We start from the raw sequence: 19,039 nt of genomic DNA on the forward strand, positions 1-19,039 counted from the left end.
ACAACAGGACACTTTCACCATGATGAGCATGCTCGTCGTCGCGGCCATCGTTGCCGCCGTGGCCCTCGGCTACAAGACCAAGGTCAACATCGGCCTCTTCGCCATTGCCTTTGCCTACCTGATCGGCTGTTTCGGCATGGGCCTGAGCCCCTCGGAAGTCGTTGGCATGTGGCCGTTGAAGATCTTCTTCGTGATCTTCTCGGTCTGCCTGTTCTACAGCTTCGCCACCGTCAACGGCACCTTGGAGAAACTCGCAGAACACTTGATCTACCGTTGCCGCGCGGTGCCGCAACTGCTGCCGTTCGCGGTGTTTTTCGCGGCCACCGCAATCGCAGCCATGGGGGCGGGCTACTACACCGTGCTGGCCTTCATGGCGCCCATCACCCTGCTGCTGTGCGAGCGCACCGGTATGAGCCTGATCGTCGGCGGCATGGCGGTGAACTACGGCGCACTGAGCGGCGCCAACTTCATGTCCAGCCAGAGCGGCATCATCTTCCGGGGCTTGATGACCAATGCCGGCGTGACCGACAACCAGGCCTTCATCAATGCCACCGGCATATTCGTCAGTACCTTGTTGATCCCGCTGCTGGTGATCTCGGCGTTCGTCTTCCTGACTGGCCATGGCCGTGCCCTGAAAGCCTCGGTTTTCAGCGCCACTGCTCCGGCACCGCTCAACAGCCAGCAGAGAACCACGCTGTGGCTGACCTTGGCGATGATGATCATCGTGCTGGCCGCACCGGTGGCGAGCATCCTCTTGCCGGGCAACGCCACTGCGACATTCATCAACGCGAAGATGGACATCGGCTTGATCGCCAGCATCTTCTCGGTCATCGCCTTGCTGCTGAAGCTGGGTGACGAGCGCAAGGCCATGGCCACCGTGCCCTGGGGCACGCTGATCATGATCTGCGGCGTGGGCATGCTGATTTCCGTGGCGATCAAGGCCGGTACCATCGACATTCTCGCGTCGTGGATCGGCAGCAGCATCCCGCCCATCCTGGTGCCCGTGGTGTTCGGCGCCGTTGCAGCATTCATGTCGATCTTCTCCAGCACCCTCGGTGTGGTGACGCCGGCACTGTTCCCGATGGTGCTGCCGATTGCCAACAGTATGGGCATCGAACCGATGATCCTGTTCATTGCCATCGTTGCCGGTGCCCAAGCCACCTCGATCTCGCCATTCTCCTCGGGGGGCAGCCTGATCCTGGGGTCCTGCAGCAACGAACAGCATCGGGCTTCACTGTTTCCGCAGCTGCTGTTCAAGGCGGCGCCCATCGGCTTCGTCGCGGCGCTGGCGTTCAATGTGGCGCTGACGTTCGTGCTCTGAACCTGAGCCGGACACACAAAAAACCGCAGCCTGGCTGCGGTTTCTTGTGTGCCCGTTTTCCGTCAAACGCGGAAGCGGCTGATCATCTGCTGCAACTGCCCACCCAGTCGAGCCAGCTCGACGCTGGACGCCGAAGTCTGCTGGCTGGCCTCGGCCGTCTGTTCGGAAATGTCCCGCACCGTCACCACGCTGCGGCTGATCTCCTCGGCCACGGCGCTCTGTTGTTCCGAGGCCGCGGCAATCTGCTGGTTCATCAGTTCGATCGCCGATACCCGCTGAGTAATGCCTTCCAGGGCGACCCCCGCCTCACGCACCAGGGCCACGCTGCTCTGGGTCAGGCTCTGGCTTTCTTCCATCAGTTCGCTCACCGAACGCGTACCGTCCTCCAGGCTGCCAATAGCCGATTCGATTTCCAGCGTCGATGCCTGGGTACGTTGCGCCAGGCTGCGCACTTCATCCGCCACCACGGCAAAACCACGCCCGGCTTCGCCGGCGCGGGCTGCTTCGATCGCGGCATTGAGTGCCAGCAGGTTGGTCTGCTCGGCCACCGCCTTGATCACGTCCATGACCTTGCCGATGCGCAGGCTCTCGCTGCGCAGGGTGCCCATCGCCTCACCGGTGGCGTCCACCTGGCTGGCCAGCCGGCCGATCTGCGCCACGGCGCGGTTGACCACGCTGTCGCCGGCGCGGGCTTGCTCGTCGGTGGCGCTGGCGGCCTGCGAGGCTTCACCGGCATTGCGCGCCACTTCATGCACGGTGGCGGCCATTTCCTGCATGGCGGTGGCCACCTGGTCGGTTTCCACTTTCTGGTTGTTGGCACCGGCGCTGGTCTGTTCGGTAATCGCCGACAGCTCTTCGGTGGCGCTGGCAATCTGCGCAATGCCGTCGCGCACCTGGGCGATCAGTTCACGCAGGTTGCGGGTCATGCCTTGCAAGGCGTTCTGCAACTGGCCCACTTCGTCGCGGCGGGGGCTGGCGGGCTGTTCGCCGAGGTCGCCATCGGCGACCTGCTGCATGGCACGCAGGGCCTGGTGCAGCGGGCCGCTGATCTGCCGGCCGATGAGGGTGGCCGCGAGGATGCCCAGCAGCAGTGCCAGCAAGGTGGTGATGATCTGCAGGTTCCTGGCGAACTGGCTGTCGCTGGTCACCGACACGGCCTGGGCATCGAGCAGTTGGCCGATCAGCCCGTTGAGGGTAGCGATATTTCCGGCCATGGCATTGCGGTAGCCCACCAGCTTGCCGACCTCGCCACGGAATGTCTCGACCGCCTCGGCGTAGGCACGAATCTGTTGTTCAAGGACGTCGAACTGTGCACCGTAGCTGCCATTGAACCTGGCCACCAGGGCAGGCAGGTCGTTCACCGTGGTGGCGATCTGCGCGTTCATCAGCTGTTCGGTGTCGGCGTTGGTGTTCCCAGTGTAGCCACGCACGTGGTAGCGCAGCAGGATGAGGTTTTCGCGGACCTGATTGATGGCTTCGCTGTGCACGAAACGTTGCTCGGCATCGGGCAGGGCGCGTATCTGCTTGCGGATCTCGTCGATGCTGGCGAACGACCTGGTGGCCAGTACCCCCATTTCCTTTTGTGCCGTGCGCATCTTCTGATACGCCTGGAAGCTCTGCGCCTGGTCGCCGGCATAGGCCTGCAGGGTCTGCTCGGCCTGGCCGACCAGGGCCTGGCTCTGCGGCTTGACCAGCACACCACGCAGCCTGGCCAGCGGTGACTGGAATGCTTCCAGGGCATCCTGCAGTGCCGAGGCCTCGGTCTCTCCGCCATTGGCCATGGCGTGGCGCAAGCGTGCCTCGCGCAGGTCGCCGAGGGCGTCATTGAGGCGTGACACCTCGCTGACCACCTCGCTGCGCCGCACCAGGCTGCCCAGCCCGTTCCAGCCGATCAGCGACTGGGCCAGTGTCAGGCACAGCACCAGGCCGAAGCCGAGGAAAAGCTTGTGGGCGATCCTGAGGTCGCCGAACCAGGTAGACATAAACTGCAGAGCTCCTTTTCTTGTGCGTTGGAGGGCCGAAGGTCTGTTCCTTTTGCTAGATGTAGTCATCTATATGAATTGTCGGCAGGCGCACGAAAAGCTGAACCAAGAATTGCTACGGGGTTGAGAGATCTGGGGTTGCGACTTGCCAGAACTTCACGTTCCCATGCAGATTTGTGGCTTGTTGCGGCCTGCGCGCCTCCAATTAAAAAAGTCACTCAGGAACAAGGACGAGACGATGAGTCACCCCTCGCAATTCACCTTGCTCGGCAAGCGGCGGTTCCTGCCGTTCTTCATCACCCAGCTGCTGGGTGCCTTCAACGACAACCTGTTCAAGCAGTCGCTGATCCTGGCGATCCTGTTCAAGCTAAGCCTCGGCGACGGCGACCGCTCGATCTGGGTCAACCTCTGCGCACTGCTGTTCATCCTGCCGTTCTTCCTGTTCTCGGCCCTCGGCGGGCAGTTTGGCGAGAAGTTCGCCAAGGACGCGCTGATCCGTGCGATCAAGCTGGCCGAAATCGTCATCATGGCGGTTGGCGCGCTCGGCTTCGTCACCGATCACCTGGCGCTGATGTTGCTGGCGCTGTTCGGCATGGGCACCCACTCGGCGCTGTTCGGTCCGGTGAAGTACTCGATCCTGCCCCAGGCGTTGCGGGAAGAAGAGCTGGTCGGCGGCAATGGCCTGGTGGAAATGGGCACTTTCCTCGCCATTCTCGCCGGCACCATTGGCGCCGGGGTGATGATGGCCAGTAGCAGCTATGCCACGATGGTGGCCGGCGGCGTGGTCGGCACCGCCGTGCTGGGCTACCTGGCCAGCCGCTGGATCCCCCGCGCCGCCGCGGCGTCGCCGCAGATGCGCCTGGACTGGAACATCTTCACGCAATCCTGGGCGATTCTGCGCATGGGCCTGGGGCAGACGCCGGCGGTGTCACGCTCGATCGTCGGCAACTCGTGGTTCTGGTTCGTCGGGGCTATCTACCTGACCCAGATACCGGCCTACGCCAAGGACTGGCTGCATGGCGACAGCAGCGTGGTGACCCTGGTGCTGACCCTGTTCTCGGTAGGCATCGCGCTGGGCTCGCTGTTGTGCGAACGCCTCAGTGGACGCAAGGTGGAAATTGGCCTGGTGCCGTTCGGCTCGTTCGGGCTGACCCTGTTCGGCCTGCTCTGGTGGTGGCATTCCGGCGATGTACCGGTGGCTGCTGCCCCTCACGATTGGCTGACGCTGCTGGGCATGAGCCAGGCCTGGTGGATTCTGCTGTCGATCGTTGGCCTGGGGGTGTTCGGCGGCTTCTATATCGTGCCGCTGTATGCCCTGATCCAGGCACGCACCGCCGAGGACCAGCGGGCCCGGGTGATTGCCGCCAACAACATCCTCAACGCCTTGTTCATGGTGGTGTCGGCGCTCCTTACCATCGTCCTGCTGGGCCTGGCCGACCTGACCATCCCGCAGCTGTTCCTGGTGGTGTCGCTGCTCAATGTGCTGGTCAACGCCTACATCTTCAGGATCGTGCCCGAGTTCACCATGCGCTTCCTGATCTGGCTGCTCAGCCATTCGATGTACCGCGTGGAGCATCGCGACCTCGAGCGCATCCCCGACGAAGGGGCGGCGCTGCTGGTGTGCAACCATGTTTCGTTCGTCGATGCGCTGCTGCTCGGAGGGGCGATTCGCCGGCCGATCCGTTTCGTCATGTACTACAAGATCTACAACCTGCCGGTGCTCAACTTCGTGTTCCGCACCGCTGGCGCCATCCCGATCGCCGGGCGCAGTGAAGACCCGGCCACCTACGAGCGCGCGTTCGCCCGCATCGCCGAGTACCTGGCGGCGGGGGAGGTGGTGTGCATCTTCCCGGAAGGCAAACTGACGGGCGACGGCGAGATCGATGTGTTCAAGGGAGGTGTCAACCGCATCCTCGCAGAAACCCCGGTGCCGGTGATACCGCTGGCGCTGCAGGGGCTGTGGGGCAGCTTCTTCAGTCGCGACCCCGGCAAGGGCTTTTTCAAGCGGCTGTGGTCGCGGGTGACCATCGTGGCAGGCGCCGCCATTCCGGTGGAGGCGGCGCAGCCAGAGCTGTTGCGCGAGCAGGTCAGCCGCTTGCGCGGCGACTTGCGTTAGAGGGGGGTGGTCAGCTGGCGCTGACTTTCAGGCCGATCAGGCCGGTGACGATCAGCGCCACACTGACCAGCCGCACCAGGGCCATGGACTCGCCGAACAGGATGATGCCGGCGATCACCGTGCCGACGGCGCCGACCCCGGTCCAGATGGCGTAGGCGGTGCCCAGCGGCAGCTCTTTCATGGCCAGGCCCAGCAGGCCAAGGCTGATGACCATGGCGCCGACGGTGAGGAGGGTCGGGAGCGGGCGGGTGAAGCCGTCGGTGTACTTGAGGCCGACCGCCCAGCCGACCTCGAACAGGCCGGCGAAGAACAGGATGATCCAGGACATATGAGTCTCCATCGTTTGAAAGATGGGGCCGTCCCCGGAAATGGTCACGCGGTGCGTCGTGAGGCCGTCCTCACAGTGGGCACTATGGTGCACATTTGCCGATTGTTGGGCAAGCCTGTACTGGCCCTATCGCCGGCAAGCCGGCTCCCACAGGGATGTCACTGCACTTGAGGCTGGTGGTGTACCTGTGGGAGCCGGCTTGCCGGCGATAGGGCCAGTGCAGCCAACATCAATCCCTGGCAGGCTCCGCACCTTCAACGGCATCCAAAGGCGCTTCCATCCTGCGGAACCAGGTCGAAAGCAGCGCCCCCGAAATATTGTGCCAAACGCTGAACAGCGCACTGGGCACCGCCGCCAGCGGCGAGAAATGCGCCGCCGCCAAGGCCGCCCCCAGCCCCGAATTCTGCATCCCCACCTCCAGCGCCAGCGATTTGCGCTGGGCCAGCGGCAGCTTGCAGAACTTCCCGGTGAGATAACCCAGCAGGTAGCCAAAGCTGTTGTGCAGCATCACCACCGCCATGATCAGCAGCCCCGATTCGGCGATCTTCGCCTGACTGGCCGCCACCACCGCACAGACGATCATGACGATGCTCACCACCGACACCAGTGGCAGCACCTGCACCGCCATCTGCACCCGCGCGCCCAGCAGACGCTGGGCCAATACCCCGAGGATGATCGGCAGCATCACCAACTGCAGGATCGACCAGAACATGTCCATGAAGGACACCGGCAGCCAGGCCGAGGCCAGGAACCAGATCAGCGCCGGGGTCAGCAGCGGGGCCAGCAGGGTAGTCACCGCGGCGATCGCCACCGCCAGCGCCAGGTCGCCCTTGGACAGCCAGACCATCACGTTCGACGCTGTGCCGCTCGGGCAGCAGCCGACCAGGATCACGCCCACGGCGATTTCCGCCGGCAGGTGGAACAGCTGGCACAGCAGCCAGGCCATGCCCGGCATGATCACGAAGTGCGCCATCACCCCCAGTGCCACGCGCCAGGGCTGGCGGGCGAGGGCGGCGAAGTCGTCGAGCTTGAGGGTCAGGCCCATGCCGAACATCACCACGCCCAGCAATGGCACGATGGCGACCTTGAGGGCGATGAACCATTGCGGTTGCAGGAAGGCCAGGCAGGCGAACACCAGTACCCAGAGGGCGAAGGTATTGCCGACGAAGCGGCTGAGGGCGGCGAGGGCGCGCATGGTAGAGGTCCTTTTATAGTTATTTCTCTGTGATTTTCACTGGCCCAATCGCCGGCAAGCCGACTCCCACAGGGAATATCACAGCCCTTGAGGCTTGCGCTTTACCTGTGGGAGCCGGCTTGCCGGCGATTGGGCCGGTACTGACTCAGGATAACGTCCAGATCAGCACCGGCAGATCAGCAGATTCAGACCCCTTGCGGAATCTCTTCGCCACCCAGTGCCTCGAACAGCACCGGCAGGAACTCGCTGAAGGTCATCATCATCAGCAGGAAGCTGGCATCGAACTGTTGCGCGGCCTCATCGCCACCATCCTGTTCGGCCTGCTCCTGCAGCAGCTCTTCGAACTTCAGGCGCTTGATCACCATCTTGTCGTCGAGCACGAACGACAGCTTGTCCTGCCAGGCCAGGGCCAGCTGGGTGACCACCTTGCCGGTGCTCAGGTGCAGCTGGATTTCCTCGCCGGTCAGGTCCTGGCGCTTGCAGCGCACGATACCGCCGTCTTCGGCGGTGTCGCGCAGTTCGCATTCGTCCAGCACATAGAAGCCTTCGGCGGCTTGTTGCGACTTGACCCAGTCGGTCATGGTCGCGGTCGGGGCGATCTTCACCGTGGCCGGGCGCACGGGCAGCGAGCCCATCACTTCACGCAGGGTCGACAGCAGGTCTTCGGCGCGCTTGGCGCTGGCCGAGTTGACCAGGATCATCCCCAGGCGCGGGGCGATGGCGGCGAAGATCATCGAGCGGCGGATGAACGCACGCGGCAGGAAGGCCTGGATGATCTCGTCCTTGATCTGGTCGCGTTCCTTCTTGTAGACCTTGCGCATCTGCTCGGTCTCGATCTCTTCGACCTTTTCCTTCACCGCATCGTTGACCACGCTGCTGGGCAGGATGCGTTCTTCCTTGCGCGCGGCAATCAGCAGGAACTCGCCGCTGACGTGCACCAGGGGAGCGTCCTCGCCCTTGCCGAACGGTGCGACGAAGCCATAGGTGGTCAGCTCCTGGCTCGCGCATGGGCGGGCCGGCTTGCTGGCCAGGGCAGCTTCCAGAGCTTCAGCCTCGAAGGGGACATCCTGGGTCAGGCGGTAGGTCAGCAGGTTCTTGAACCACATGGGGGGCAATCTCTCCTTAAGGCATAAGGCGGGCATTATTCTCCGAGCAGCCGCTCCAGGCCAGCCCTGTCATTGGGCCAGTAGCTGTATATAAGGAAAGAAATGGGCGTCGAAGCTAGGTTGTTGAAAGGCCTGATAATTTTTTTGAAAAACTTGAAAAAAGTGCTTGCCAGGCTAGCAGGCCCTCCGTAGAATGCGCGCCACACCGAGACGAAGGGTGATTAGCTCAGCCGGGAGAGCATCTGCCTTACAAGCAGAGGGTCGGCGGTTCGATCCCGTCATCACCCACCACTCGATGTATAGCGCAGCGGTAGTTCAGTCGGTTAGAATACCGGCCTGTCACGCCGGGGGTCGCGGGTTCGAGTCCCGTCCGCTGCGCCATATTCCACTTCCAGGGCCCACTGAACACCCGGAAGTAACAGAGAAAGCGACCTTAGGGTCGCTTTTTTTGTGTCTGAATTTCCAGTTTTGTCGTAATTGGAAAAATAAGTTGTTCAATGACTTGCGGGGATGCTCATTCCTCCGTAGAATGCGCGCCTCACCGAGACGAAGGGTGATTAGCTCAGCCGGGAGAGCATCTGCCTTACAAGCAGAGGGTCGGCGGTTCGATCCCGTCATCACCCACCACTCGTTGATTAGCGCAGCGGTAGTTCAGTCGGTTAGAATACCGGCCTGTCACGCCGGGGGTCGCGGGTTCGAGTCCCGTCCGCTGCGCCATATTTCACTTCCAGGGCCCACTGAACACCCGGAAGTAACAAAGAAAGCGACCTTAGGGTCGCTTTTTTTGTTTCTGCGCTGGGCTCATCGCTGGCAAGCCAGCTCCCACAGGTACCCCACTGCTCTCAAGCACTGTGGTTTACCTGTGGGAGCCGGCTTGCCGGCGATTGCGCTGCAAAGCAGCCCCGCCAATCTCAGCGGTTACGCTCTTCTTCCCGCAACGTCAGCACCTCGACCCCATCCTCGGTCACCGCCACCGTATGCTCCCGCTGCGCCGACAAGCAGTGGTCGCGGGTAATCACCGTCCAACCGTCGCGCAACGTCCGTGTCCCGCGGCCACCCTGGCCAATGGCTCTTGCTTGCCACGCTCCATCAGTTGGTCAATGAACTTGCCACGGGAGCTTCCTTCTTCAGTCGCACCGCTTTGATACGCCTCAGGTCGCGTTATTTGTTTGGAAGCATGTCTAGCTCAGTGGACTGATATTTCTGACAGTTTTCAGGTATCACGGTCTAGTGCACGCTTAGGGTCTCGCTATCCCGCCAGTAAAGGAGGTGTATCTTGAAAACACTCGGAGCGATGGCTACAGAGGTGGTGCCAAAATTTTTCTACAGATCTGGTGTTATTACTACGATCGTCGGGTTTAAGCGTGGTATTTCGCTGATGCGCAAAAACTATAGCATTCTAGGTGCACTTGGCGAGGGAGAGCATTCAAGAATTTTTGCCTGTGACAAACTGGGCTCAGTTATGCTTGATATGTGTCGCGAAAGTAACACCCCTCAAAGGTTCACTCCCTACGGATTTTCTACCCGCATCCCGCTATCGCCAGTTTCATTCAAGGGGAATTACTTTGATCCGATCTCTCAGGGGTATCTGCTGGGCACGGGTTATCGTATGTACAGTCCAATCTTGATGAGATTCAAAAGTCCAGATAGCCTCTCACCGTTCGGGGTGGGGGGGTTGAACCAGTATGCATTCGTTTAGGCGATCCCATCAATCTGAACGATATTGATGGACATTCTCCGACCTTGACCGGAGGGTCTCGATTTTATTACAGGGGACCAATTAGAGTTATCGATGGGCTTCGAGTATTTTATACTGACGGACCTTCAGGTAAAAAAGTATTGAACATAGGCGCGCATGGCTTTCCTGGCCGTATAGGTAGCCACAGAGTCAATCATCGGGCAGCTGCTATAGCGGATACTTTACAAAAAAATGGAGTGGACTTGGCGGGGCAGGAAACGCACATCCTGGCCTGTCAATCCGCAAATCGCCAGTCTGTGGGTGGGTTGTCGTTCATAGAAGAGATGGCGAATATTACTAAAGCGCCTTCGACGGGTTATCACGACAGTTTATGGACTGACGACAATAGACCAGCGATTATTAATGGAGACTTTGAAAAGTATTGGATCAAGCTAATCAAAGAAATGGAGGTTGATGATCCAGATTATGCTCGGTTCGCGTATCGTCCTGTCACTGTCAATCCCTCGAGCTCATCGTCTGTGGATGAGATAGGTCGCAAAAATCAGTTCATCAGAGCAGGGAAGTCTTCACGTTAGGGTGAAAAGAGAGTGCTCGGCTTTCATATTTTCAACAATGAACCTCGGCACCCGTATCAAGTGCCGCACTTGCTGTATTTCCTGGAGATTGCTCTGCAAGGCAGCCTGGCCAGGACGGCCGACATTCTGGTGATCAGTTAGCCGGGGATTTCCAAGACTCTCAAGGAACTCGAGGTCCTGCTCAAGAGGCACTTGTTCGAACGCAGAAAGTACTGTGGTGCCTACACAAACGCTATGGGGCACTTGTAATCAGGGTGGTCACTGGTGTCAGCGCACAGCTGCTTGGGCAGTTGTACCTATGGAGGCTGGCTTGAGGGCGATGAGGCTGCAAAGCAGCCCCGCCAATCTCAGCGGTTACGCTCTTCTTCCCGCAACGTCAGCACTTCGACCCCATCCTCGGTCACCGCCACCGTATGCTCCCACTGCGCCGACAAGCAGTGGTCGCGGGTAATCACCGTCCAACCGTCGCGCAACGTCCGTGTCCCGCGGCCGCCCTGGTTGATCATCGGCTCGATGGTGAACACCATCCCGGGCTTGAGCTTCATGCCCATGCCGCGCTGGCCGAAATGCAGCACCTCAGGGCCTTCGTGCATCTGCTGGCCAATGCCATGCCCGCAATACTCGCGCACCACGCTGTAGCCTGCCGCTTCGGCATGGGCCTGGATGGCATGACCAATGTCGCCCAGCGTCGCGCCAGGGCGCACCTGGGCGATGCCTTTCCACAGCGCGTCGTAGGTGGTGTCGACCAGGCGCCGGGCCTCGTCGCTGATCGGCCCGATCGCGTACATCTTCGACGAATCGGCGATGTAACCACCTTGTTCCAGGGTGATGTCGACATTGATGATCGAGCCTTCCTGCAACACTTCATCGACCTTGGGCATGCCGTGGCAAACCACATGGTCCACCGAGGTGTTGAGCGAGTAGGGGAAGCCGTACTGGCCCTTGCTCGCCGGGCGGGCCTTGAGCGTATCGAGGATGAACGCCTCGGCGCGGTCGTTGATCTGCATCGTGGTCACGCCGGGTAGGATGAAGCTGTCGAGGTCGGCGAATACTCGGGTCAATAGCTGCCCGGCGTTACGCATCAGGGCGAGTTGGGCGGGGGTCTTGAGGATCACTTGGGACATGGAATGCGGGTAGAAGCTCTTGCTGGAAATTGCCCCAGCATAGCGCCATGAGTCTTTGGCCTGCCACTGCATGGTGCGTTGGTAGTACTGGCCCTATCGCCGGCAAGCCGGCTCCCACAGGGATTGCACATGCCTCAGGGGCGGTGGTGTACCTGTGGGAGCCGGCTTGCCGGCGATAGGGCCGCAACAGCTGGCCCACTAATTGCTGACACACCCCCATCCCGGGCCATCAACGTCGATAGCCCGCACACCTCACGACAAAGGCGCCGTGTTGCCCTGCTTGCCCTCTGCAAGCCAGGTCAGCCGGCGCCTTTTTGCGTTCCTGAAGGAGAGACCGCCCATGGCCAGCACCGAAGTACGCAGCGTCTGCCCCTATTGCGGCGTCGGTTGCGGCATCGTCATGAGCGTGGCCGACGGCAAGGTCAGCAAGATCAGCGGCGACAAGCAGCACCCGAGCAACTTGGGTCGCTTATGTACCAAGGGCCTTACCGCCCACGTGCCGTTGACTGCCGCCGGCCGCATGGAAACCGCCTTCGTCCGCCAGCAGCGTGACCATGAGCCGGCGCGCAGCAGCCTCGACCAGGCCATCGCCCAAACCGCCGAGCGCCTGTGCGGCATCATCGACCAGCACGGCCCGGACGCCGTGGCGCTGTACGTTTCCGGGCAAATGTCGCTGGAGGCGCAGTACCTGGCCAACAAGCTGGCCAAGGGCTTCATCCGCACTCGCCACATCGAGTCCAACTCGCGCTTGTGCATGGCCAGCGCCGGCACAGGCTACAAGCTGTCGCTCGGTGCCGACGGCCCGCCGGGCAGCTACCAGGATTTCGACCGCGCCGAGGTGTTCCTGGTGATCGGCGCGAACATGGCCGACTGCCATCCGATCCTGTTCCTGCGCCTGCTCGACCGGGTAAAGGCCGGGGCGAAACTGATCGTCGTCGACCCGCGTCGTACCGCCACCGCCGACAAGGCCGACCTGTTCCTGCAAGTGCGCCCTGGCAGCGACCTGGCGTTACTCAACGGCCTGCTGCACCTCTTGCACCGCAATGGCCACACCCACCCCGAGTTCATCGCCAACCACACCGAAGGCTGGGATGAACTGCCGGCCTTTCTCGACGATTACCCCCCTGAACGCGTGGCCGCCATCACCGGGCTGAGCGAAGCCGAAATTCGCCAGGCCGCCGAGTGGCTGGGTACGGCCGGCGAGTGGATGAGTTGCTGGACCATGGGCCTGAACCAGAGCGTCCACGGCACCTGGCACAGCAATGCGCTGTGCAACCTGCACCTGGCCACCGGGGCCATTTGCCGCCCCGGCAGCGGCCCGTTCTCGCTCACAGGTCAGCCCAATGCCATGGGCGGCCGCGAAATGGGCTACATGGGGCCGGGCCTGCCGGGCCAGCGCTCGGCCCTGGTGGCGGCAGACCGCAGCTTCGTCGAGGCGCAGTGGAGCCTGCCTCCCGGCAGCCTGCGGGCTGAAGGCGGCGAAGGCACGGTGGCATTGTTCGAGCAGATGAAGGCCGGGGAGGTGAAAGCCTGCTGGATCATCTGCAGCAACCCGGTGGCCAGTGTCGCCAACCGCCAGCAGGTGATCGACGGCCTGCGCCAGGCTGAGCTGGTGATCAGCCAGGACGCCTTCCTCGACACCGAGACCAATCGCTTCGCCGATATCCTCTTGCCCGCCGCGCTGTGGGCCGAAGGCGAGGGCGTGATGATCAACAGCGAGCGCAACCTGACGCTGATGCCGCGCGCCGTCGAGGCGCCGGGGCAAAGCCTGCCCGACTGGCAGATCATCGCCAGGGTGGCGCGTGCCATGGGCTTTGCCGATGCCTTCGATTACCCCGACGCCGAGGCCGTGTTCGATGAGATCCGCCGTTTCAACAATCCGCAGACCGGCTATGACTTGCGCGGCATCAGCTACGCCCAGTTGCGCGACAAGCCTCACCAGTGGCCAAGCGAACCGGGCCAAAGCAACGACCGCAGCCCGGTGCGCTACTGCGCCGAGGGTGCCTTGTCGACGTTGACGTTCCCAACGCCCAGTGGCAAGGCGCGCTTCTTCGCCCGCCCCTGGCTGCCCGCCCCCGAGCTGCCCGACGCCGACTACCCGCTGGTGCTCAACACCGGCCGCGTGCAACACCAATGGCACACCCTGACCAAGACCGGCAAGGTGCCGGCGCTGAACAAACTGGAGCCCGGCCCCTTTGTCGAATTGCATCCCGAGGATGCCGAACGCCTGGGCATCCACGACAAGGACCAGGTGGCCATCCGTTCGCGACGTGGCCAGGCGGTGCTACCGGCGCGGGTCAGTGACCGGGTCATGCCCGGCAATTGCTTTGCCCCGTTCCACTGGAACGATGTGATCGGCGAGCAGTTGGCGATCAATGCCGTGACCTGTGATGCAGTCGACCCGCTGTCGCTGCAGCCGGCTTTCAAACACTGCGCCGTGGCCCTGGAGCGGGTCGCCGGCGAACGCATCGACGCCCTTGAGCTGGGCGCCGCCACACACGTTTCGGAGCCTGCCCGCATGCCGACCGCGACCCTGTCCCGCCTGCTTGGCCTGGATGCCTTGCCAGCCCCGGTGCTGGCCGAAGATGAACGCCACTACCTGCAGGGCTTTCTGCTTGGCCTTGAGCAGGCGCGCGGCGAAGGTGTACCGAGCTTGCCGGCCAGTGCGCCGTTGGCCGCTGCCCGACGTTTGTTCGTCGACGGGCTGCTGGCCGGGCTGTTCGCACAACCGGGCGGGGCACCGGCCCTGCTCGCCGAGGCGCCGTGTCACCAGGTGCTGTGGGCCTCGCAGACTGGCAATGGCGAGGCGCTGGCCGAGCGCTGCGCCGAGCGTCTGCGTGGCGCGGGTCTGGAGGTTCAGCTCCGTTGCCTGGAGGCGGTCAGCCCTCAGCAGTTGCAAGGTGCAGCGAGCATCGTGGTGATTGCCAGCACCTGCGGCGATGGCGACGCGCCGGACAGCGCCGCAGCGTTCTGGCAGGCGCTGCAGGGCGAGGCGGGCGTCGTTTGCGGGGCGTTGCCCTATGCCGTGCTGGCCCTGGGCGACTCCAGCTACGACCAGTTCTGCGGCTTCGGCCGCAAGCTCGACCAGCGCCTGGCCGAGTTGGGAGGGCGGCGCCTGTTGCCGCGTGTCGATTGCGAGCCGGATTATGATGCGGCCTTCGCCACCTGGCTCGATGCCTTGCTGCCCGCGCTGGGCGCGGCCGCCGCCACGGCACCTGCCGGCGAGCCTGCCGTCCGCTACAGCAGGCAACGTCCCTTCACCGCCCGTCTGCTGGAAAACCGCGTGCTCAATGGGCCAGGCGCCAGCAAGGAGACCCGTCAACTGGTATTCGACTTGTCCGGCAGCGGGTTCAGCTATGCCGCCGGTGACGCCCTTGGCGTGTGGCCGCGCAACTGCCCGGCGCTGGTCGAAGAGCTGCTGACCCTGATGCAGCTCGACGGCCAGACCATTGTCGAACTCAAGGGCGAGCCTGCAATGCCGCTGGCCATCGCCCTGCAAGCGCACCTGGAAATCGCCAAGGTGACCCCGCAGCAATTGCAGGCCTTCAGCGCGCAGGCCGCCGATCTGCAACGCCTGTTGCAACCGGCGTGCAAGGCACAGTTGCAGGCGTGGTTGTGGGGGCGGCAACTGGTCGATGTACTGCGCGCGTTCCCTCAGCAGCTGCCGCTGGCCGACTGGCTTGCCCTGCTCAAGCCCTTGCAGCCGCGTCTGTATTCGATCAGTTCCAGCCCGCTGGCCCACCCGCAGCAAGTGCACCTGACCGTTTCCACCGTGCGCTATGGCGAGCGCAAAGGGGTGTGTTCGAGCTTTCTTGCTGACCGGGCGCTTGAGGTGGCGATCTTCCCGCAAGTGTCGAAGCATTTTCGCCTGCCCGAAGACGACAGCGTGCCGGTGATCATGGTGGGGCCTGGCACCGGCATCGCGCCGTTCCGAGCCTTCCTCGAAGAGCGTGAGGCGCGGGGGGCGACAGGGGGCAATTGGCTGTTCTTCGGCGAGCAGTACGCGGCCACTGATTTCTATTATCGGGAGCAGCTGCAGGCCTGGCAGGCGTCGGGGCATTTGCGCCTGGACACGGCGTTTTCCCGTGACCAGACCGAGAAGATCTACGTGCAGCAGCGCCTGCGCGAGCAGGGCGCACAGGTGTGGCAGTGGTTGGAGGCGGGGGCCTGCTTGTATGTGTGTGGCGATGCCCAGCGCATGGCCAAGGATGTGGATGCGGCGCTGCGCGAGATCATTGCCGAGCACGGGGGCGTGGATGCCGATGCCTACATGGATACGCTGAGCAAGGCCAAGCGTTATCGGCGTGACGTGTACTGAAACGCCCCAGGATGGGGAGTCCTGCACCTGGAATGTGCGTTGCCGGTGCGGGCCCTTCGCGGCTAAAGCCGCTCCTACAAGCTGCGCAGGCCGTGTAAGAGCGGCTTTAGCCGCGAAGGGCCCACGCAGGCAAAACAATTGGCACAGTCCCTGCTAGATCCCTTCTACAAACAGCCCCCTTGGTCAACGGCGATCAACCCGGGCACACCGTGATGAATACAGGCAAAGGCGCCTGGAGCTTCGGCTCCAGGCGCTTTTTTTTTGATCGAGGATCGGCATATGAAGGCAACAGCGAGCAGCGGGCAACGAGAGCGACTGATCATCGTCGGCAACGGCATGGTCGGCCACCATTGCGTCGAGCAACTGGTCGAACGCGGCGCGCTGGCGCGCTTCGAAGTGCGGGTGTTCGGCGAAGAACGCCAGCGCGCCTATGACCGCGTGCACCTGTCGGAGTACTTCGGCGGCAGCTGTGCCGAAACCCTGGCCCTGTGCGAGCAGGGCTTCTACGGGGCCAGTGGCGTGCACCTGCACCTCGCTGAAGCGGTGCTGGAAATCGACCGCGAGCGTTGCCAGGTGGTCACCCCCCAGGGCCGCTACGATTACGACCACTTGATCCTGGCCACCGGCTCGTACCCGTTCGTGCCGCCGATCGAAGGCTCCAGCGGCAATGCCCGCCTGGTTTACCGCACCCTTGACGACCTCGATGGGATTCGCGCCGCGGCCGGCGATGCTCGCCGTGGCGTGGTGGTCGGTGGCGGCCTGTTGGGCCTGGAGGCAGCCAATGCACTCAAGTCGCTTGGCCTGGAAGCACACGTGGTGGAGTTCGCCCCACGGTTGATGCCGGTGCAACTGGACGGCGAGGGTGGCGCGGCGCTCAAGGCACAGATCGAAGCCCTCGGCGTAGGCGTGCACCTGTCGCGGGCCACCCAGTCGATCAGCGCCGGTGAAGACTACCGCTACCGCATGAACTTCGACGGTGGCGAACACCTGGAAACCGACCTGATCGTGTTCTCTGCCGGCATCCGCCCGCAGGACGCCCTGGGTCGGGCCAGCGGCCTGGAAATCGCCGCACGCGGTGGCGTGGTGATCGACAACCATTGCCGCACCAGCGACCCCCGCATCTTCGCCATCGGCGAGTGTGCCTCGTGGAATGGCAGTGTGTTCGGCCTGGTGGCCCCCGGTTACAGCATGGCGCGCAACCTGGCGGCGCTGCTGTCAGGCGAGGCGGCCGAGCCATTTACCGGGGCCGACATGTCGACCAAGCTCAAACTGTTGGGCGTGGATGTCGGCTCCATTGGCGACGCCCACGGTGCCACGCCCGGCTCGCGCAGCTACCGCTTCATCGACGAAGCCAATGCCGCCTATCGCCGTCTGGTGGTGGATGCCAGCGGCAAGCACGTACTGGGCGCCGTGCTGGTCGGCGACAACAGTTACTACGACACGCTGCTGCAGTACGCCCAGAACGGCATCGCCCTGCCAGCCGACCCGGCCGCGCTGATCCTGCCGCAAAGCGGCGGTGCGCCGACCCTGGGCGCCGATGCGCTGCCGGACAACGCGACCATCTGCTCGTGCCACAACGTCAGCAAAGGGGCGGTGTGCGCTGCCATCGACGGGGGCTGTGGCGACCTGGCCGCCGTCAAGGGCTGCACCAAGGCCGCCAGTGGCTGCGGCGGGTGCGCGGCCTTGCTCAAGCAGGTCTTCGAGCATGAGCTGACGGCCCGCGGCGTAACCGTGGACAAAAGCCTGTGCGAGCACTTCGCCTACACCCGCCAGGAGCTCTACGGCCTGGTGCGAGTCGAGGGGATTCGCACCTTCAGCGACTTGCTCGAACGCCACGGCAAAGGTGTCGTGGGCTGTGACATCTGCAAGCCGGCGGTGGGCTCGATTCTCGCCTCGTGCTGGAACCAGCCGATCATGGACCCGGCGCTGGTGCCGCTGCAGGACACCAACGACACCTTCATGGCCAACATGCAGAAGAACGGCACCTACTCGGTGGTGCCGCGCATCCCCGGTGGCGAAATCACCCCCGACAAGCTGATCGTGATCGGCCAGGTGGCCAAGAAATACGACCTCTACACCAAAATTACCGGTGGCCAGCGCATCGACCTGTTCGGCGCCCAGTTGCACGAACTGCCGCTGATCTGGGGCGAGCTGATCGAAGCCGGCTTCGAGACGGGCCACGCCTATGGCAAGTCGACCCGCACGGTGAAGTCGTGCGTGGGCAGCACCTGGTGCCGCTACGGCGTGCAGGACAGCGTCGGCATGGCCCTGCGCCTGGAGGACCGCTACAAAGGCCTGCGCAGCCCGCACAAGCTCAAGTTCGCAGTTTCCGGCTGTACCCGCGAGTGCGCCGAGGCGCAAAGCAAGGACATTGGCGTGATCGCCACCGACAAGGGCTGGAACCTGTACATCTGCGGCAACGGCGGCATGCGCCCGCGCCACGCCGAGCTGTTCGCCACTGACCTGGACGATGAAACCCTGGTGCGCCTGATCGACCGTGTGCTGATGTTCTATATCCGCACCGCCGACAAGCTGCAGCGCACCTCGGTGTGGCGCGAAAGCCTGGAAGGCGGCCTGGATTACCTCAAGCAGGTGATCCTCGACGACAGCCTGGGCCTGGCGGCCGAGCTGGAAACGCAGATGCAGCATGTGGTCGACCAGTATGAATGCGAGTGGGCCAATGCCCTCAACGACCCCGAGAAGCTCAAGCGCTTTCGTACCTTCGTCAACGACCGGCGCGCCGACCCGGATGTGCATTTTGTTCGTGAGCGGGAACAGCGCCGGCCTGCTGTACCCCTGCACCTGATCCCCACCGTCGAGGAGGCTGTGTGATGAACCTTTCCAATGCTGCTGAGAAAACCCACGCGAACTGGCAAGCGGTGTGCCAGGCACATGACCTGGTGGCCGACTCGGGTGTGGTGGTGTGGCTCGGGGGTGTCCAGGTGGCACTGTTCTATCTGCCAGGGCTGGAGCAGAGCCTGTATGCGGTGGACAACCGCGATCCGCGTTCAGGGGCCAACATCATCGGCCGTGGGTTGGTCGGCAGCGTGCAGGGTGAGTTGGTGGTGGCGGCGCCGCTGTACAAGCAGCACTTCAGTCTGCAGAGCGGGAAGTGTCTGGAAGATGCCGGGCAGCGGCTGCGGGTGTGGCCGGTGCGGATGAACGGGGAGGCTGTGGAGCTGGCGGTGGCCTGATGCAACTGCGCAGGCCCCATCGCCGGCAAGCCGGCTCCCACAGGTACGCCACTGTTCTCAAGGCAGTGATGTCCCTGTGGG

The 19,039-nt window shown here is 63.1% G+C and carries 11 protein-coding genes, 4 tRNA genes and 3 pseudogenes; 11 read left to right on the top strand and 7 right to left on the bottom strand.

Translation table 11 applies throughout. The annotated features are described in order from the left end of the window. Nucleotides 1-19 precede the first annotated feature (19 nt). On the top strand, nucleotides 20-1,321 hold the full coding sequence (locus tag ACIPZG_RS21485) for an SLC13 family permease (protein WP_400716707.1): 1,302 nt from the start codon (nucleotides 20-22) through the stop codon (nucleotides 1,319-1,321). A 62-nt stretch (nucleotides 1,322-1,383) separates the two neighbouring features. Here ACIPZG_RS21485 and ACIPZG_RS21490 read toward each other — a convergent pair whose 3' ends face one another. Beyond that, nucleotides 1,384-2,247 (bottom strand): methyl-accepting chemotaxis protein, encoded by an 864-nt coding sequence (locus ACIPZG_RS21490; RefSeq protein WP_400716969.1) that lies wholly within the window; start codon nucleotides 2,245-2,247, stop codon nucleotides 1,384-1,386. Next, nucleotides 2,239-3,372: pseudogene (locus ACIPZG_RS21495) on the bottom strand (methyl-accepting chemotaxis protein); the annotation flags it as partial. The gene ACIPZG_RS21490 and the pseudogene ACIPZG_RS21495, both read right to left, overlap by 9 nt. A 169-nt stretch (nucleotides 3,373-3,541) precedes the next feature. Here ACIPZG_RS21495 and ACIPZG_RS21500 point away from each other — a divergent pair. Further along, complete coding sequence (locus tag ACIPZG_RS21500) at nucleotides 3,542-5,419, top strand: 1-acyl-sn-glycerol-3-phosphate acyltransferase (RefSeq protein WP_400716709.1); 1,878 nt, start codon at nucleotides 3,542-3,544, stop codon at nucleotides 5,417-5,419. Between the two features lie 10 nt (nucleotides 5,420-5,429). Here the strand turns inward: ACIPZG_RS21500 and sugE are convergent, their stop codons facing one another. From sugE to rdgC, 3 genes are all read right to left on the bottom strand, one after another. Then, nucleotides 5,430-5,747 carry a quaternary ammonium compound efflux SMR transporter SugE gene (gene sugE, locus ACIPZG_RS21505; RefSeq protein WP_008100583.1) on the bottom strand — a complete coding sequence of 106 codons (318 nt, stop codon included), beginning with the start codon at nucleotides 5,745-5,747 and terminating at the stop codon, nucleotides 5,430-5,432. Between the two features lie 229 nt (nucleotides 5,748-5,976). After that, a complete protein-coding gene (locus ACIPZG_RS21510; RefSeq protein ID WP_400716712.1) occupies nucleotides 5,977-6,942 on the bottom strand; it encodes a bile acid:sodium symporter family protein in 966 nt (321 codons plus the stop codon). A gap of 185 nt (nucleotides 6,943-7,127) precedes the next feature. Further along, nucleotides 7,128-8,048, bottom strand: a complete 921-nt coding sequence (gene rdgC / locus ACIPZG_RS21515) for a recombination-associated protein RdgC (RefSeq protein ID WP_008098477.1) — start codon at nucleotides 8,046-8,048, stop codon at nucleotides 7,128-7,130. 215 nt (nucleotides 8,049-8,263) lie between these two features. Between rdgC and ACIPZG_RS21520 the strand changes: the two genes are divergently transcribed. The 4 genes from ACIPZG_RS21520 to ACIPZG_RS21535 all read left to right on the top strand — a co-directional run bounded on the left by ACIPZG_RS21520 (nucleotide 8,264) and on the right by ACIPZG_RS21535 (nucleotide 8,765). Next, nucleotides 8,264-8,339 (top strand) — tRNA-Val (locus tag ACIPZG_RS21520). Between the two features lie 13 nt (nucleotides 8,340-8,352). Further along, a tRNA-Asp gene (locus ACIPZG_RS21525) sits at nucleotides 8,353-8,429 on the top strand. Nucleotides 8,430-8,599: 170 nt separating this feature from the next. Next, nucleotides 8,600-8,675, top strand: a tRNA-Val gene (locus ACIPZG_RS21530). Between the two features lie 13 nt (nucleotides 8,676-8,688). Continuing rightward, nucleotides 8,689-8,765: transfer RNA gene (locus ACIPZG_RS21535), tRNA-Asp, on the top strand. Between the two features lie 194 nt (nucleotides 8,766-8,959). Here the strand turns inward: ACIPZG_RS21535 and ACIPZG_RS21540 are convergent. Beyond that, nucleotides 8,960-9,115, bottom strand: a pseudogene (locus ACIPZG_RS21540) (type I methionyl aminopeptidase); the annotation flags it as partial. A gap of 209 nt (nucleotides 9,116-9,324) precedes the next feature. On the opposite strand from ACIPZG_RS21540, the gene ACIPZG_RS21545 reads away from it, so the two are divergent. Both ACIPZG_RS21545 and ACIPZG_RS21550 read left to right on the top strand, forming a co-directional pair. Then, complete coding sequence (locus tag ACIPZG_RS21545) at nucleotides 9,325-9,747, top strand: RHS repeat-associated core domain-containing protein (RefSeq protein ID WP_400716714.1); 423 nt, start codon at nucleotides 9,325-9,327, stop codon at nucleotides 9,745-9,747. A 612-nt stretch (nucleotides 9,748-10,359) separates the two neighbouring features. Then, nucleotides 10,360-10,630: pseudogene (locus tag ACIPZG_RS21550) on the top strand (LysR family transcriptional regulator); the annotation flags it as partial. Nucleotides 10,631-10,669: 39 nt separating this feature from the next. Here ACIPZG_RS21550 and map read toward each other — a convergent pair. Next, complete coding sequence (gene map / locus ACIPZG_RS21555) at nucleotides 10,670-11,518, bottom strand: type I methionyl aminopeptidase (protein WP_400716717.1); 849 nt, start codon at nucleotides 11,516-11,518, stop codon at nucleotides 10,670-10,672. A gap of 268 nt (nucleotides 11,519-11,786) precedes the next feature. Between map and ACIPZG_RS21560 the strand changes: the two genes are divergently transcribed. The 3 genes from ACIPZG_RS21560 to nirD all read left to right on the top strand — a co-directional run bounded on the left by ACIPZG_RS21560 (nucleotide 11,787) and on the right by nirD (nucleotide 18,958). Beyond that, complete coding sequence (locus ACIPZG_RS21560) at nucleotides 11,787-15,764, top strand: molybdopterin-dependent oxidoreductase (RefSeq protein WP_400716719.1); 3,978 nt, start codon at nucleotides 11,787-11,789, stop codon at nucleotides 15,762-15,764. A 279-nt stretch (nucleotides 15,765-16,043) separates the two neighbouring features. After that, nucleotides 16,044-18,596 carry a nitrite reductase large subunit NirB gene (nirB, locus tag ACIPZG_RS21565; protein WP_400716721.1) on the top strand — a complete coding sequence of 851 codons (2,553 nt, stop codon included), beginning with the start codon at nucleotides 16,044-16,046 and terminating at the stop codon, nucleotides 18,594-18,596. Further along, entirely contained in the window at nucleotides 18,596-18,958 is a 363-nt protein-coding gene (gene nirD, locus ACIPZG_RS21570) for a nitrite reductase small subunit NirD (protein WP_400716723.1), read from the top strand. Before nirB ends, nirD begins: the two co-directional genes overlap by 1 nt. Nucleotides 18,959-19,039 lie beyond the last annotated feature (81 nt).

Origin of the sequence: Pseudomonas sp. NPDC089395, assembly GCF_044749525.1 — a bacterium.
Taxonomy (GTDB): Bacteria; Pseudomonadota; Gammaproteobacteria; order Pseudomonadales; family Pseudomonadaceae; genus Aquipseudomonas.

What these genes read in the sequence shown, in the direction of transcription:
- nirD (WP_400716723.1), top strand. Translation starts at nt 18,596, where the DNA reads ATGAACCTTTCCAATGCTGCTGAGAAAACCCACGCGAACTGGCAAGCG.
- ACIPZG_RS21490 (WP_400716969.1), bottom strand. Translation starts at nt 2,247, where the DNA reads ATGACCCGCAACCTGCGTGAACTGATCGCCCAGGTGCGCGACGGCATT.
- sugE (WP_008100583.1), bottom strand. Translation starts at nt 5,747, where the DNA reads ATGTCCTGGATCATCCTGTTCTTCGCCGGCCTGTTCGAGGTCGGCTGG.
- ACIPZG_RS21560 (WP_400716719.1), top strand. Translation starts at nt 11,787, where the DNA reads ATGGCCAGCACCGAAGTACGCAGCGTCTGCCCCTATTGCGGCGTCGGT.
- rdgC (WP_008098477.1), bottom strand. Translation starts at nt 8,048, where the DNA reads ATGTGGTTCAAGAACCTGCTGACCTACCGCCTGACCCAGGATGTCCCC.
- map (WP_400716717.1), bottom strand. Translation starts at nt 11,518, where the DNA reads ATGCAGTGGCAGGCCAAAGACTCATGGCGCTATGCTGGGGCAATTTCC.
- ACIPZG_RS21485 (WP_400716707.1), top strand. Translation starts at nt 20, where the DNA reads ATGATGAGCATGCTCGTCGTCGCGGCCATCGTTGCCGCCGTGGCCCTC.
- ACIPZG_RS21510 (WP_400716712.1), bottom strand. Translation starts at nt 6,942, where the DNA reads ATGCGCGCCCTCGCCGCCCTCAGCCGCTTCGTCGGCAATACCTTCGCC.
- nirB (WP_400716721.1), top strand. Translation starts at nt 16,044, where the DNA reads ATGAAGGCAACAGCGAGCAGCGGGCAACGAGAGCGACTGATCATCGTC.
- ACIPZG_RS21500 (WP_400716709.1), top strand. Translation starts at nt 3,542, where the DNA reads ATGAGTCACCCCTCGCAATTCACCTTGCTCGGCAAGCGGCGGTTCCTG.